The organism is Enterobacter cloacae complex sp., assembly GCF_900322725.1.
Classification (GTDB): domain Bacteria; phylum Pseudomonadota; class Gammaproteobacteria; order Enterobacterales; family Enterobacteriaceae; genus Enterobacter; species Enterobacter quasihormaechei.
Genome location: NZ_LT991958.1, coordinates 67,881 through 82,258 on the forward strand (window position 1 = coordinate 67,881; position 14,378 = coordinate 82,258).

Here is a 14,378-nt window from a genome sequence, read left to right on the forward strand (position 1 = left end):
AATCAATAAAATTATAAGACCACATTTACTTCTGGCGGCGGCGGTGGCAGGTCTTCAAGACCGATCACTTCTTTTTTGCTGGACTCCACTTTCTGACTGCCTACCGAAATGCTCGCACTGACCCATTTAAAGAAAGCTTTAATCGTCGAACTGTCAGCTGTATCGAGCTGAACCACGATTTCAGTGATTTCTTTGAGGACGCTGGTATCGGCATCATGCCCGGCTGCACATGCCACAACAACGCCGGTTCTGGCCGCTTTAAAGTCATTCAGGCCTTTACGCCAGTCATCATTCGGACTTCCATCCGTCATCAGGAATACAAGGGGACGCCAGTCACCTTTAGTGTCAGCCGTCGTTTTCTGTACTTCTTTGGCAATGGAGCTGGCCGTGAGGGAAAGCGCTTCGCCAAGAGACGTGGTGCCGCTGGCTGTTAGTGCTGGCATCTGGAAACTCAGGAGGTCTGTCAGGGGGACTGCCTGTCGGGCTGAAGAATCAAAGGTGATCACTGACACGTGAGCCGTTTCGAGTGCATACGGATCCTGTTTCAGCGTGGTAAGCAGCGTCTGAACGCCATTTTTAACCGCTTCGATAGGCTCTCCGTGCATAGAGCCGGACGTGTCGAGTAGCAGATATACGGGTAAGCGTCTCAAATGTAATTCCTTCTTAAGAGATCGGAAGAGGAGAGTAGTTTCAGGAAGAGGCCAGGGTTTGTTGATTTGATAAAACGGCACGACATCTGTCGGGTGGAGATTAAATACTCAGAAGCGGCATTAAAGAAATAAGTTAACCACCATAGAATTACCGACATGTGAATGGCCTCTTATCAACAGAAAAATAATTCAGACCGGACTGGAATATAAGATTTCTGAAAAAACTCGGACAAATAAACTGTCTTATGTATGAAATTCATCATACATCACAGATCTGCATGAATGGAGTGTAAAACGCCCAAAGATTGATGTGTAGCACAAGAGGATGTCAAGACACCAGGTTTTGTAGTCAGTAAGGCGCTGCTGGCATTGCGGGAGGAGAATAGATCAAAACTACGTCACGCCAATACAGAGGTAAAATATGACAAAACCGGGGTTTTCACCCCGGTCTGAGATTTAGCGTCAGGACTTTTTAGCGCTGTATTCTTTTATCAGTTCGTCAACGGAGTGCAGAGCCAGCTTCTCTACCGCTTCACTTCGGGTCGAGCCACTCAGCGCAGCCAGACGGTCAATTTTTCTTAAGATCCGCATGCGTAGCGATAAGGACACGGCTGTTTTTTTATCCTTATCGAGTACGACCTTCCCTGTAGACTCACCGGTTTTCAGTTCAGCATTCTGTGCGAGCGCTTCATTCATCCGGCGAAGGGTCTTTTTATCCAGCTGGCCCGGATTAACGAGATGGTAGGAATGACCTGCCTTGCTGTATTTGATCTCCGCAGAATATGACTCGCGTAGCTCTTTGAGGGCCCGGGTTAATGTCGGCTCTGAGCATTCCAGACTGGTTATAATGTCGGCAGCGGAAACGGGCTTGCCGGTGCCCAGTAAGTTGGCAAGCTTAAAAATCCGGGCCTGTCTGGTATTTAATTGCATCGTAAGATTTAGCCTGCTTAAAGGGTTAGTGGTTCAATAGGCTGAAAAATGAAGGTACTGCTCATCTTTCGAATAACCGGGTGATCGCCTAACGCTTCAACCGGATCAATGTGTTCTATGCCTGCAAAATTTACTGACGACATCTGGCTGCGAGTGCATTTGCAGGACAGGATATACTCATCCTCCAGATAGCCGGTCCGCTTACTGACCCGTTGCGTAAAGCCTGACACAATCACGTTGTCGAAAGGTAGCGTATGTAAAACGATACCGACCAGGCGGAACAAGCAGCCATGGACGTGGCGGGCATAGTTTTCGCGTACGGCTTTTTGCGTCATGGCTTTTTCCGTCAGCTCCGTGCCCCGGGCATTAACGCCGTAAATCTTATCAGGGAAATCTTCAATCTCAGCTAAATCAACGTCCAGCAGGACTGCTGATAGCTCCGGCTTTACTTCAAATGCAACAATCGTTTCACGCGGCCATTCAGTTTCTGCCAGCACACCCGCCAGGTATGATTCGAAAAACGCGGCGTCTGTCCGGAACTGCTGCCGGGCATCTGCCTGAGCCGTGGCGAGCCGTTTTTCATGTTCTTCTGCTTCAAACTTCCAGTTTGCATACTGTTCGGCCCAGGCCGTCCGTTGTTGCTGGTACCGGTGCTGTCGAAGGGTATTCTCACGCTCCACATCAATCAGCTCCTGCTGCCACCGGCGAAGATTTTCGGCGTGGCGCTCAGCTTTAGCTGATTCCGATTCAAACCATTTACCCAGAAAACTAATGCCTTCGCTCTCGGCAGGCTTTTCCGGCAATGCAAGGTAGTCTGGCTTTTCTGGACGCACCGGTGCCGGAACCTGAAAAGGCGACGTTCTGTTATGCAGGTATACTGCTTCCAGCTCTGCCCAGCTGATGCCTGTTTTTGGATCCGGCGTCAGCTCGTGAATATTACGGATTGCGGTTACCGCTGACATGAGTTCAGCGGCTTCCTGCTCAAGCGCCTGTCTGAGCCCCGGGTCGGTTGCCGTCCGGTTTCCACCTCCGGAACGCGCGGCCCGGTCAAGCCGGGTACGGTAACTCAGCCCGGTACCGGGCAAGCCCAGATTGGCATAGGTCCCCCGGCTACCAAAAGAAACGGAAGCACCTCTCGGCCCGACACTCAGGCTCGGTGCACCGTTACTCAGGTTGAGGCGAACGCCAGGAATAATGTTGATCGACTTTCTGAACCTGAACCCCATTATGATTTCCTTAATGATGCTGGGTCACGGTAAGTAATCTGATTCCATCAGCGCTTTGCTCGTTCTGTAACCCATAAAAACGAGCTCTGTCCAGAATGCCAGCCGCCCAGCGGCGATGTGTGGCGGGTTCACACATTGCTCCCTGCGACTTAAACACGGCCTGGGTAGAGTTCAGGATCCGCAGAGCGTCAGAATACTCACCCTGAGTGACCATCAGCGCGTTTTGAATGACCTCTATCTGACCCGGGTGAATGGCCGTTTTCCCAACAAGCCCATGTGCCATATCAAGAGCCAGCTCTCTGGCCATAACGGCATGATCGTCAATATGCTCACATACGGGCGCGGTCAGGGCAAAATCACGCGGGCCGAAGACTGAAACGAGCATTTTGATGACGTAGCCCATCGGGCTGTCATACAGCGTCAGGTCCCGGGGGCGGCGAAGCGACACAACGTTCATAAGATCGTTGCCGCCGATTCGAAGCGCAATAATGCGGTCGTGGCAGGGATGTTCCACCAGGCGAGTGGCCAGCTCGCGCATCTGAACCACGTCAAAGACGTCTTCTGTTTCCAGCGTTGGCATCATGCACAGGTGAGTCCCGCCCATGATATCCCACCATTCAGCTAACGAACTGAGGGTAAATTTCGGCAACACAAACCCATCGACAGCGGAAAGATCATAATGCGCTTTTAACCATCTGCCCATTTCGGCATGCCGAGGGCGAATGAACACCAGAGGCCAGTCATTTTTACCCAGGCTACGCATGCTGTTACTGAGCTCGTGCAGCAGGTGCTCCAGATTTTTGAGGGCGATGGGGATGTCTGCTTCACTGACAGCATCCTCCAGGCAAATCACCAGAGAGCGCAAACCCGGGATTTTCCCGTGCAGGACGGCATCAGCAATATCTTCCCGTGTTGCAGGCATGTATAGCGTGGCTCCCAGATTCCAGGGAGAAAGACGATTTTTCATCAGAGTACCTTCTTGATAATGGTTACAGCCCGATACTGGCCGAGGGTTCCCCCCATTTCTGTAACAACTATTCCCTTTTCACGAGCAAGCCCTACAAGCAAGGCAACGTCCGGGTCGTCAATAGAACGCACAAATACATGGTCCGGTACCCGACGTAATACAGCCCGGGTTGCTTCAGCAATACCGGGTTTAATACGATTGACGCTGTCCACTTTAAATTCATCGGCCAGGAACGCGATAACGTCGCGACTTGTCTGCCATAAGACCCGGGCTGACTCCATATTCCAGCTCAGGGTAGCGAGGGATGACGGGGTTAACTTCTTACGGAAATGGGCGACGGTATCGACAAGCATCCGGCTGCATTCGAATTCACTGAGATGCTCGCAAACCATGCACCCATGTAATCCTTCAGAGGACCATACTGACCGGGAGATCAGGCCTGATACCGGCGCACCCATGATGCCAAAAGGAATGAGCCAGTCATCATCACTGGCTGCAAGCCAGGAGCAGCCACAGGGATCGGCCAGGACAACCAGTCGCGGCTGCTCAGGATAGCCCGGGCGATCTTTCAGTGCGCGTACAAGCTCTCCGGTAATTGCGCCTTTACCTGTCCATCCGTCAACAAAGACAATACCGCTGGTACCATGGCGCTCTTCAATGACGTCGAGGGCTGCACCGTCAATTCCACGATCCCGGATAATGCTGATACCGTAATGCCATGAGGTTTTCCCCATGTCACGCAGGGCCTGGTGCAGCATAACGCCGAGCGGCACGCCAGCTCTGACGAGACTGGCCAGTACAATGGGCTCATCACCGAAGCGTTCGGCCAGAGCAATAGCGAGCTGTGTGACTTCTTTTGCAAGTCTCTCTGCGCCCCGATCCAGCGCCCGGTGAAACAAATCAAGATGCCATTGTGTTGGCGCTGGCTCCTGACTGAGCATGTCCGAATAATGTTTCTTCCCTGACTGAATCAGCTCTTCTTTTTGCTCAACCGGCGTCATCTCAATGACTACCGGCTTTAGCAGAAATTCCACGTCACCGGGCTGGTATGAGCCGGTAAATGTGTCATGTGGCTGCATTTTAATTTTCTCCAAAAATTCGCTGTGAAATGGCATCTGCAAACTGACTCTGACGCGGGATGCCAAACCAGCTGCACAGTTTCATAAAACGATGATCGCTCAGGCTGTCGCCCAGACCAATTACGGGGAAGACTCCGCGTTCAGCCCGAAGTTTTTCAAGAAGCCATCTGACTGCCAGCCCTTTCTCAACCGCGGTGGGAAGCCAGGCCACGTTATTACTGTTGCGGTGGATGTAGAAGCCCTCGGTCGGAAACACCGTTTCTATCTCATCTGCAATGGCATTGAGCTCGTCAAGGCGGGTGCTGTCGCGGTGCTTCATCACCATATAAACCGCCGTTTCACCGTATTCGAAGTTCAGCCTTGCCCAGGCATTGATCCCTTTTGCGTCCATCATTTCAGTGATCAGACGCTGCATCGATGTCAGCTTTTCCTGATAGGGAGCCAGCTGGCCGAGCATATGGGCCTTCCACTCCTCGTCGGGTTTGCCTTCTGGCGTGAGAATGACGGCCCCGTGAGTGGTGATTGCCCAGGAGTGGAAAGGGATCCGTACGCGGCTGATTTCTTCAGTTCCCCGTGCGGTAACGGGTATGAGTTCAGCCTGCTCCAGGAGCCAGTCCACCAACATGGACTGTTCTTCCGTCATAAAGCTTCGTGGATTCAGGGTGCGATCAACGGCACCGGTACGGAATGGCTCCAGGGCCAGCTCGTCCACCATTTTACGACGGGTCTGAAAGAGCGTGTCGTCAAGGTCGCTCAGAACAACGGGTTTATTCATAGGTAACAATCTCCACGACGGCCGCAACCTCAGCCAGCGCTTTAAGAAGCTGCGTGTCAATACTTTCTGCGGGTGTCTCAGTACACACAAGAATGCGGTCAAACTGCTGGTGGGCGACGTTATAGACAAAATTGGGGATGCCCAGCCCGTAGTTATCCGTAAAGGAAATGGCGGACTCAATGGCATAACCAACGGCGATAGGGGAGCGGGTGGTCGATCCATAAAATGCCTGTGCTCCGGCAGCTTCGAGCCGTTCAGCAAGCAGGAACGGCTCCCAGACGAATTCCCCGGTCCCGAGAACCAGAATACGTTCCCCCTTGTGGACGGAGACCTCATGGCCGAGATCGGCCGCAGGTGCGAGCATCCCCAGTCGGCCCCAGGACTGTTTTCCCTGGATGTCCCATTCTCCTCGTGAAGTTACGTTGACTTTCGGCATGTCCGGGACAGGTGCATCAGGTAATGGGGTCCATCCCCACTTACCGCTTACAAGAGAAACCGAAGTGACTGGTAAGGTGCTGCGCTCGGACAAGGCTTTGCCACTCCAGTCGGTAAGCGTAACGGCTATAACCTGTTCAATATGTTGAAGCTTGCCGGTATTACGCAGGGCTGAAAGCAGGTTAATAAAGGTATTACCGGTGGTTGCCTCGTCATCAATCAAAACCAGCGTTCGTGCGTTGGTAACACGACGTCTTTTCTCTTCATCATCTGGCAGATAGATCAGATGATCGGTGGCGTGGCTGTGTTCTTCCTTGAACTCGCAAAGCAACGTGCCATCAACCGGGTGACGGGTAGAGGTCAGATAGACAGATTCAGGATGCTGGTGGCGCACTTCATCAAATACACCGGCCCCAAGCCCAACGGCGGTTTCAGCCATACCGATAAACAGTACGGGTCCTGTCAGTGTCGAGGGGAACTGGCTGGCAAGCTGTCTGTAGGCCTGCCGCATGACTGAGGGTGGCACGGGAATGTGCCTGCCGAGTACTTTGCTGACAAACAGAAAGGCGCGTTTCGGGTTACGTCTTTCAGCGATGTCAAACAGGTCATCGAGCGAAACTTCACCCTGGTCGCGGGTTACCTGAATCGTACCGCATGAGAGGGTACGGCGATAAATCATATCTTCGAGGATATCAGACATAAATACGCCTTAATTCAGAAGGTTAGAGAGTGATTCCGGGTATGCAATTACATCCGTAATGGATCTCACCGCAACCGGAGAAAAGGTGTTTTTAGCGCTCTGGCGCACCATATCTTCAGACATCAGACCGAGCTTAAAGGCAGCAAATAACCCAGGAAGGTTCACCCCGCTGTGAAGGGTATAACCCACCCCCCCTGACGGACGCATGTTGGTTTCAAGCAGCACCGGGTTGCCATTCACATCGTTTCGCGTCTGAACATTCACCAGCCCGTCGGCCTTCATAACCCTGGCGCAGTCACACGCCAGTTCCCAGGCGCTTCCTTCGTTTACCAGATACTGGATAACCCCTTCCTTACGGCGTCCCACGGCTGCGAGTATTTCGCCCTTATCCGCGAGGATATCGACGGAAAATTCCGGGCCTGGCAGGTACGGCATCAAAACAAGGGGTTTAAACGACTCAGCAGCTGATGCTGCTGCAATATACTGTTGCGGACTGACCAGACGATGTTCGGGATGATTAAAGACGGCCATAGGCGAAGCACTGTCATCAAAGCGCCAGAATCCCATGCCATAGATACCCGTCACCGGCTTCACGCATACCGGGCTGTCAGTGAACGGCGGGGCCGCGAGGTGTGTTTTTAATTCTGCCAGCGTATTCACCCGCCAGGATGGTACGACCGGGAGACCCTTTTGCTCCATAAACTGAGCAAAAGTAACTTTTTCGTCAGCCAGAGTTAACCAGTCGACGCCCGTTGCACCGGTAGTAAGGGTGGCACCGGTCGATTCAATGGCTGAACGGTGTTCTTCAAACCACTGGCTGTTACGGCCAGTATGAATATGGTGGATGCCGTAGGACTGAATGGTTTCCTGGATAAACTGAAGACGTTTTTGAGGATCTTCAGGTTCAGTCAAAGAATAGTCGGCAACGGAAAGGATTTCATTTCTTTCGTTACGGTGGGAGGCAAAAACGGTAATGGCAAAATTATTTTTTTTTGCAAATGATTTTACCCCCTGAATAATATCTCGCTGGGAGGATAAACCTTCCATAAACCAAATTTTCTTGTTCATTTTTTTTAATTATCCGGAACGCCATGCAAATTTATGATTGAGAAGTGAGTCTATGAGTGTCTAAGCTACATGTCAATCATAATATGATTAATAACTCCTGTGGTTATGGAGTGCGTCAGGTTTTTTGGATTCCTGATAACACATTGATATTTAAATTAAACTTAGAAAATTAACACCCTGAAAAGGATTTCTTTTTGTGTTTTTACAGAAAACTACCAAAATTTCCCTTGTCAGAGAACTTCATCATGATATGATTTTCTTCGTCAGTTACTAAATATACCTTTGATTGTCTCGGTCATTACCATTTTAAGGAATAAAACATGGTTTCATTAGTTAAGAACCAGACGGTATCACTCAGCAAAGAATCATCTGCATTAAGCCAGCTTCATTTCGGTCTCGGTTGGGATCCGGTTAAGAAAAAAGGTCTTCTTGGAGGATTGTTTGGAGGCAACGACTCAATCGATCTCGATGCTGGCTGCGTATTAATGGACAGCACCGGTAAAACAATTGACACCATCTGGTTCCGCAAACTGGAATCCACCTGCGGCGCTGTTGTGCACAGTGGCGATAACCTGACCGGTGAAGGTGACGGTGACGATGAGGTGATTAATGTCAACCTCTCCCGACTGCCTGCAAACGTTGAATACCTGGCGTTTACGGTAAACAGCTTCCGTGGTCAGTCGTTCAATGACGTCGAAAACGCGTTCTGCCGCGTTGTCGATCAAACCGGCAAAGAGCTGGCTCGCTACAAGCTGACTGAGCAGGGCTCACATACCGGGATCGTTATTTCTTCGCTGCGCCGTAATAACGGCAACTGGGACTTTACCGCCCTTGGCCATGCCTGTCGCGGCCGCACAATTGACGATATGCACTCCGATATCGTTTCAGCGGTTATTCGCTAATGAACCTGACGCCGGGGGGCAATGCCCCCGTTCCAGCCCAGGAGTTGCGGGTCCGGATCACCTCGGGCGGCCAGGTGGATGCTTCGGCGTTTCGCCTGTATGCCGACGGGAAGGTGCAGGGTGATGCGGACATGGTGTTTTATGGTCAGCCACGTAACGATGATGGTACCGTCAGCCTGGTCAGTGAAGGCCAGTACTCAACCTTTACTGTCGCGCTCAACCGGCTGAAACCTGATGTCCAGAAAATTGCGTTCACCGTGACCTGTGACGGTGGGCAGACGGCGTCCGGTCTTCGTAATCTTTCCATCGACGTGGAGCAAGGGGCTACCGGCCTGGTTAGCGGCAGTGTCGAACTGAGCGGCCGTCAGGAAGCAGCCTTAATTCTGGGTGAATTTTACCGTCGTAATAATGACTGGAAATTCCGCTTCGTTGCGCAGGGGTTCAACGGTGGACTTAAACCGCTGGCAGAGCATTTCGGCGTAAATATTGCCGACGAACCGGCTCCCGCAGCCCCGACTCCTCCGGTTGTAACCCCTCCGCCAGTTGAGACAAAAATCAGCCTGAGCAAGGTATCGCTGACAAAAGAGAAGCCTGCAATCAGCCTGACCAAACGGGATAACTTCGGTGAAATCCGGATCAACCTGAACTGGCACCGGGGCAGCGGCAAATCAGGCTTTGCAGGCATGTTCGGCTCCAAAGGAATCGACCTGGATCTGGGGGCCTTTGTTGAGCTTCAGGACGGGTATAAATCGGTCATTCAGGCGCTCGGTAATGCATTCGGTGATTATCGCGATGAACCGTATGTTCAGCTCAAGGGCGATGACCGGACGGGTGATGTATCAGACGGCGAGTGGCTGCATATCAATGGACGTGAATGGAAGCATATCCGCGAAGTGCTGATTTACGCCTTTATTTATGAAGGTGTTCCCAGCTGGGACAAGACTGATGGTGTGGTCACCATTCATGTGCCGGATCAACCGCCCATTGAGACCCGCCTGACCGAAGGTGAAAACCGTCGCACATTGTGCGCCATTGCCAGACTCGTAAACGAAAACGGCGCAATTAAAGTCGAGCGAATTAACCAGTACTTCAAAGGCCAGGACGAAATGGACCGGGCATTTGGCTGGGGATTTCGCTGGAGCGCCGGTTCTAAATAACACAGCAACAAAGGAAACAGGTATGAGCTTTTTCGACAAAGTTAAAGGTGCCATTAACTCAGGCCGTGACGAACTGACCCGCCAGGTTGGCCGTTTCAAAAACAAAAAATTCATGCAGGGCACCGTTGCTGTATGTGCCCGTATTGCCGTATCGAGTGACGGCGTAAGTTCGGAAGAAAAGCAGAAAATGATGGGCTTTCTGCGCTCTTCAGAAGAGCTGAAGGTCTTCGATACCAATGAGGTGATTGAGTTCTTCAATAAACTGGTTTCAAGCTTCGATTTCGATGTTGAAATCGGCAAGGGCGAAACCATGAAATACATCCTGGCGCTGAAAGATCAGCCTGAGGCCGCTCAGCTGGCCTTACGTGTTGGTATTGCCGTTGCGAAAAGTGACGGTAACTTCGATCAGGACGAGAAACTGGCCTCCCGCGAGATCGCTATCGCGTTGGGCTTCGACCCGGCTGAATTTGGCCTCTGATCCACATCCCTAAGGGTAAAATATGGTTTCCACACACATCGGCTTCCCGACTGAAACGGTCATTGTTTTTATTGCGCTTTCAGTCGGTGCCATCTTTATTGACCTGTTTATGCACCGTGATGACAAGCCTATTTCGCTGAAGAGTGCGGCGCTCTGGTCCGTATTCTGGGTTGTGGTTGCGATGGCATTTGCCGGTTTCCTCTATATCCACCACGGTGCTGAGGTTGCCAGTCTGTTTGTCACGGGTTATGCGCTGGAGAAAGTGCTGTCGGTCGATAACCTGTTCGTCATGATGGCCATCTTCTCCTGGTTCGCCGTTCCGGATCGTTATCGCCACCGTGTTCTCTACTGGGGGATCATTGGTGCCATTGTCTTCAGGGGCATCTTTGTCGCCATCGGTACGAGCCTGCTGAGTCTGGGGCCGTATGTTGAAGTTGTCTTCGCTATTATCGTTGCCTGGACAGCGGTCATGATGCTTAAAAGCGGTGATGACGATGATGAAATTGAGGATTACTCCCAGCATCTGGCTTACCGCATGGTTAAACGCTTCTTCCCTATCTGGCCGAAGCTCAGAGGGCATGCCTTCCTGCTTAACCAGAAGGAAGTGGATGCTGAACTGGCGAAACCAGAAAACAGCGATGTCACCATTGGCCGTGGTAAAAAAGCGGCGCTGTATGCGACCCCGCTGTTCCTGTGTGTGGCTGTGGTTGAACTCTCGGACGTAATGTTCGCGTTTGACTCGGTACCGGCAATCATTGCCGTCAGTCGTGAACCGCTTATCGTCTATAGTGCCATGATGTTTGCTATCCTGGGCCTGCGTACTCTGTACTTTGTCCTTGAGGCACTGAAACAGTACCTGGTTCATCTGGAGAAGGCCGTTATCGTGCTGCTGTTCTTCATCGCGGCAAAACTCGGCCTGAATGCGACCGATCACATCTGGCATCATGGTTACAGCATCGCGGCAACAACCAGCCTGTATGTTGTACTGGGTGTACTGGCGCTGGGCATTCTCGCAAGCGTCATGTTCCCGGGCAAACCTGAATCTGAGGAAAAGGGGAGTTAATCCCCTTAAGTGTTAACCTGAACAATTACTAATCGAAGAGGTTATTTTATGAGTGTTTCTCTTTCCAAAGGCGGGAACGTCTCCCTAAGTAAAGCAGCTCCGTCAATGAAAAACGTCCTGGTGGGCCTTGGCTGGGATGCGCGTTCAACAGACGGTCAGGACTTTGACCTGGATGCTTCAGCATTCCTGCTGGCCTCAAACGGCAAAGTGCGCGGCGATTCAGATTTCATCTTCTATAACAACCTGACGTCATCCGACGGTTCCGTAACGCACACCGGCGATAACCGCACCGGTGAGGGCGATGGTGATGATGAATCGCTGAAAATTAAACTGGACGCCGTCCCGTCTGAAGTTGACAAGATCATCTTCGTTGTGACCATCCACGATGCTCAGGCTCGTCGCCAGAGCTTTGGTCAGGTATCCGGTGCGTTTATTCGTCTGGTTAATGACGATAACCAGACTGAAGTTGCTCGCTACGATCTGACCGAAGATGCGTCCACTGAGACTGCCATGCTGTTCGGCGAGCTGTATCGCCACAATGGTGAGTGGAAATTCCGCGCAGTAGGTCAGGGTTATGCTGGTGGTCTGGCATCTGTATGTGCTCAGTACGGCATTAACGCGTCCTGATCAAAAAGTAACTTTTCTACCCGGGGCTGTTAATGCAGCCCTCATTCAACTGTTTGCAGGAGCTAAAAATGGCAGTTTCTCTCGTAAAAGGCGGCAATGTATCTCTGACCAAAGAAGCACCAACCATGAATGTTGCTATGGTTGGCCTAGGCTGGGATGCCCGTGTAACCGATGGTCAGGGTTTTGACCTGGACGCTTCCGTGTTCGCAGTAGGCGAAGACGGTAAAGTGTTGTCAGATGCGCATTTCATTTTCTTCAATAACAAAACCAGCCCTGATGGCGCGGTAGAGCACCAGGGCGACAACCGTACCGGTGAAGGCGACGGCGACGATGAGCAGGTCAAAATCGATCTGACCAAAGTCTCAGCAGATATCAAAAAACTGGTGTTTGCCGTTACCATCTATGATGCAGAAGCGCGTAAACAAAACTTCGGCATGGTGAGCAACAGCTTCATGCGCGTTTACAACAACGACAACGGCACGGAAATTGCCCGTTTCGATCTGTCTGAAGATGCCTCAACCGAAACCGCTATGGTCTTCGGTGAACTGTATCGTCATGGCGCTGAGTGGAAGTTTAAAGCTGTCGGTCAGGGCTTTGCCGGTGGCCTGGCGGCTCTTGCCTCCCAGCACGGCGTTAACATCTAAAATAACGCTGAATCATACCCCGGCAATGCCGGGGTTTTTTTTGGTTGCGATCCGCTATCAGGAGGGGGGGGGCAGAAAGGGTTCGGGAATCTCAGAAAGCAGAGAGATGTTAATTCTGACGTGAGCCTTTTAAAGGCAGGAAACGGATTTTTCTCTGGTTGCTGGTTAAAGCCTGTATTCCGTGCCTTATATCAACAGCATGCCCCTCTGATATATGTTACGTTTGCGACTTATGAAGGCACGGGTTCTGGAAGATAAAATACCCGACCAATGGAAATTCCAATTCAACAGGTATAGAAACTTCAACGTGATGAAATATGGTGTCACACCATATATACGCCTCACCAGAAATCCAGCGTCCTGAACTAAGCCAGGGGAACCTATATAAACGCTGCGCTTTAAAATAATCAAAAATCAGGAGAGTTAATGTGAATCTACAATCCGGACAAAACATACCACTTCAGCAATCTGCGATCAGGCTGAATCTTCAGTACCCTACCAAATCCGGCTTTAAAGGCGAACCCGATACCTGCCTGTTCCTGCTTAATGCTCAGGGAAAGGTCAGCGGCGATTCTGACTTTATCTTTTACAATAATCTGTCTTCTCCTGAAGGGGCAGTAAAGCTCGTTACCGGTTCTCAGCAGTCCAGCATTGAGATAGCACTGGATCGTGTTCCTGCGAACATCAGTAAAATTGCGATCACCGTTGTCATTGATGGTGAAGATACCATCAGTGGGCTCAGTTCGTTGAGCATGCAGGCTCAAGGAATCGCTGAGTTCCAGGCTGAGACTCAGGGCCGCAGTGAGAAAGCAATTATCCTGGGTGAAGTATATCGGCACAATGGCGCCTGGAAGCTTCGTGCGCTCGGGCAGGGTTTCAACGGTGGTCTTGAGCCTCTGGCCATTAGCTATGGCGTTGATGTCGCACAGCCAGCTCCGCAGCCAGCAAAGCCTGCTCGTATCAGTCTGGAAAAGAAACTGGAAACCAGATCTCCGCGCCTTGTAAGCCTCGCTAAAAAAGCCTCGGTCAGTCTTACTAAAAATAAACTGGACACCCTTGAGGCAGCGGTTGCATTTGTACTTGACGCATCCGGCTCAATGAGTGGCCAGTTCAGTAAGGGTAACGTTCAGTCTGTGCTGGACCGCATCGCCGTTCTTGCCGCCCAGTTCGACGACGACGGTGAAATGGATGTCTGGGGATTTGGAGAGAAGCATAAGAAGTATCCAAACGTCACACTGGACAACCTGGACACATATATTCAGTCCATTCGCGGGGCTGGAAAGCGTTCAGCCTGGGAGAACCTGCCGGGCCTCGGAGGGACAAACAACGAGCCTCCTGTGATGGAAGAAATAGTCGACTACTTTAAGGACTCGAAAATCCCGGTGTATGTTGTATTTATTACCGATGGCGGGATCAGCAAGACCCGGGCGATTAAAGATGCAATCCGGCGTTCTGCCAACTACCCCATCTTCTGGAAGTTTGTCGGCCTGGGTGGTTCAAGCTACGGTATCCTCAAAAATCTGGATGACTTTACTGACCGCCGGGTTGATAACACCCACTTCTTTGCCATGGATGATTTCGGTTCGATTAGCGATGAAAAGTTATATGATAATCTACTGGAAGAATTCAGACCGTGGATCGATGAAACAAAAAGGTTAGGCATCCTTTAATACGCAC

At 51.3% G+C, this 14,378-nt stretch carries 15 protein-coding genes; 7 read left to right on the plus strand and 8 right to left on the minus strand.

Going from position 1 to position 14,378, the window contains the following annotated elements; all coding sequences use genetic code 11:
* Window positions 1–11 precede the first annotated feature (11 nt).
* The 8 genes from DBR02_RS23860 to DBR02_RS23895 form a co-directional block, all read right to left on the minus strand.
* A complete protein-coding gene (locus DBR02_RS23860) occupies window positions 12–650 on the minus strand; it encodes a vWA domain-containing protein (protein WP_001253657.1) in 639 nt (212 codons plus the stop codon).
* Between the two features lie 462 nt (window positions 651–1,112).
* A complete protein-coding gene (gene terW, locus DBR02_RS23865) occupies window positions 1,113–1,580 on the minus strand; it encodes a tellurium resistance protein TerW (RefSeq protein ID WP_001176767.1) in 468 nt (155 codons plus the stop codon).
* A 17-nt stretch (window positions 1,581–1,597) separates the two neighbouring features.
* The gene (locus DBR02_RS23870; RefSeq protein ID WP_011152964.1) at window positions 1,598–2,806 is read right to left on the minus strand and encodes a DUF4236 domain-containing protein; all 1,209 of its coding nucleotides are present in this window, start codon (window positions 2,804–2,806) and stop codon (window positions 1,598–1,600) included.
* Window positions 2,807–2,816: 10 nt separating this feature from the next.
* The gene (locus DBR02_RS23875) at window positions 2,817–3,773 is read right to left on the minus strand and encodes an HpcH/HpaI aldolase/citrate lyase family protein (RefSeq protein ID WP_011152965.1); all 957 of its coding nucleotides are present in this window, start codon (window positions 3,771–3,773) and stop codon (window positions 2,817–2,819) included.
* Window positions 3,773–4,852, minus strand: coding sequence for a cysteine protease StiP family protein (locus DBR02_RS23880; RefSeq protein ID WP_001585166.1), 1,080 nt, complete (start codon window positions 4,850–4,852; stop codon window positions 3,773–3,775). The genes DBR02_RS23875 and DBR02_RS23880 overlap by 1 nt, the downstream gene beginning before the upstream one ends.
* Window position 4,853: 1 nt before the next feature.
* Window positions 4,854–5,627 (minus strand): hypothetical protein, encoded by a 774-nt coding sequence (locus tag DBR02_RS23885; protein WP_001040058.1) that lies wholly within the window; start codon window positions 5,625–5,627, stop codon window positions 4,854–4,856.
* Window positions 5,620–6,762, minus strand: coding sequence for a phosphoribosyltransferase domain-containing protein (locus DBR02_RS23890; RefSeq protein ID WP_001280115.1), 1,143 nt, complete (start codon window positions 6,760–6,762; stop codon window positions 5,620–5,622). Before DBR02_RS23890 ends, DBR02_RS23885 begins: the two co-directional genes overlap by 8 nt.
* Window positions 6,763–6,771: 9 nt before the next feature.
* A complete protein-coding gene (locus tag DBR02_RS23895; protein ID WP_012695441.1) occupies window positions 6,772–7,830 on the minus strand; it encodes an ATP-grasp domain-containing protein in 1,059 nt (352 codons plus the stop codon).
* 320 nt (window positions 7,831–8,150) lie between these two features.
* Here DBR02_RS23895 and DBR02_RS23900 point away from each other — a divergent pair, with 320 nt between their 5' ends.
* The 7 genes from DBR02_RS23900 to DBR02_RS23935 all read left to right on the plus strand — a co-directional run bounded on the left by DBR02_RS23900 (window position 8,151) and on the right by DBR02_RS23935 (window position 14,371).
* A complete protein-coding gene (locus DBR02_RS23900) occupies window positions 8,151–8,732 on the plus strand; it encodes a tellurium resistance-associated protein TerZ (RefSeq protein ID WP_000254137.1) in 582 nt (193 codons plus the stop codon).
* Window positions 8,732–9,889 carry a TerD family protein gene (locus tag DBR02_RS23905; RefSeq protein WP_044704557.1) on the plus strand — a complete coding sequence of 386 codons (1,158 nt, stop codon included), beginning with the start codon at window positions 8,732–8,734 and terminating at the stop codon, window positions 9,887–9,889. Before DBR02_RS23900 ends, DBR02_RS23905 begins: the two co-directional genes overlap by 1 nt.
* Before the next feature lie 22 nt (window positions 9,890–9,911).
* On the plus strand, window positions 9,912–10,367 hold the full coding sequence (locus DBR02_RS23910) for a tellurite resistance TerB family protein (RefSeq protein WP_000007449.1): 456 nt from the start codon (window positions 9,912–9,914) through the stop codon (window positions 10,365–10,367).
* A gap of 22 nt (window positions 10,368–10,389) precedes the next feature.
* Window positions 10,390–11,430, plus strand: coding sequence for a tellurium resistance membrane protein TerC (gene terC / locus DBR02_RS23915; RefSeq protein ID WP_000255079.1), 1,041 nt, complete (start codon window positions 10,390–10,392; stop codon window positions 11,428–11,430).
* A 48-nt stretch (window positions 11,431–11,478) separates the two neighbouring features.
* A complete protein-coding gene (terD, locus tag DBR02_RS23920) occupies window positions 11,479–12,057 on the plus strand; it encodes a tellurium resistance membrane protein TerD (protein ID WP_000116680.1) in 579 nt (192 codons plus the stop codon).
* 68 nt (window positions 12,058–12,125) lie between these two features.
* Window positions 12,126–12,701 (plus strand): TerD family protein, encoded by a 576-nt coding sequence (locus tag DBR02_RS23925; RefSeq protein ID WP_000301247.1) that lies wholly within the window; start codon window positions 12,126–12,128, stop codon window positions 12,699–12,701.
* A gap of 428 nt (window positions 12,702–13,129) precedes the next feature.
* Complete coding sequence (locus DBR02_RS23935) at window positions 13,130–14,371, plus strand: vWA domain-containing protein (protein WP_001053340.1); 1,242 nt, start codon at window positions 13,130–13,132, stop codon at window positions 14,369–14,371.
* Window positions 14,372–14,378 lie beyond the last annotated feature (7 nt).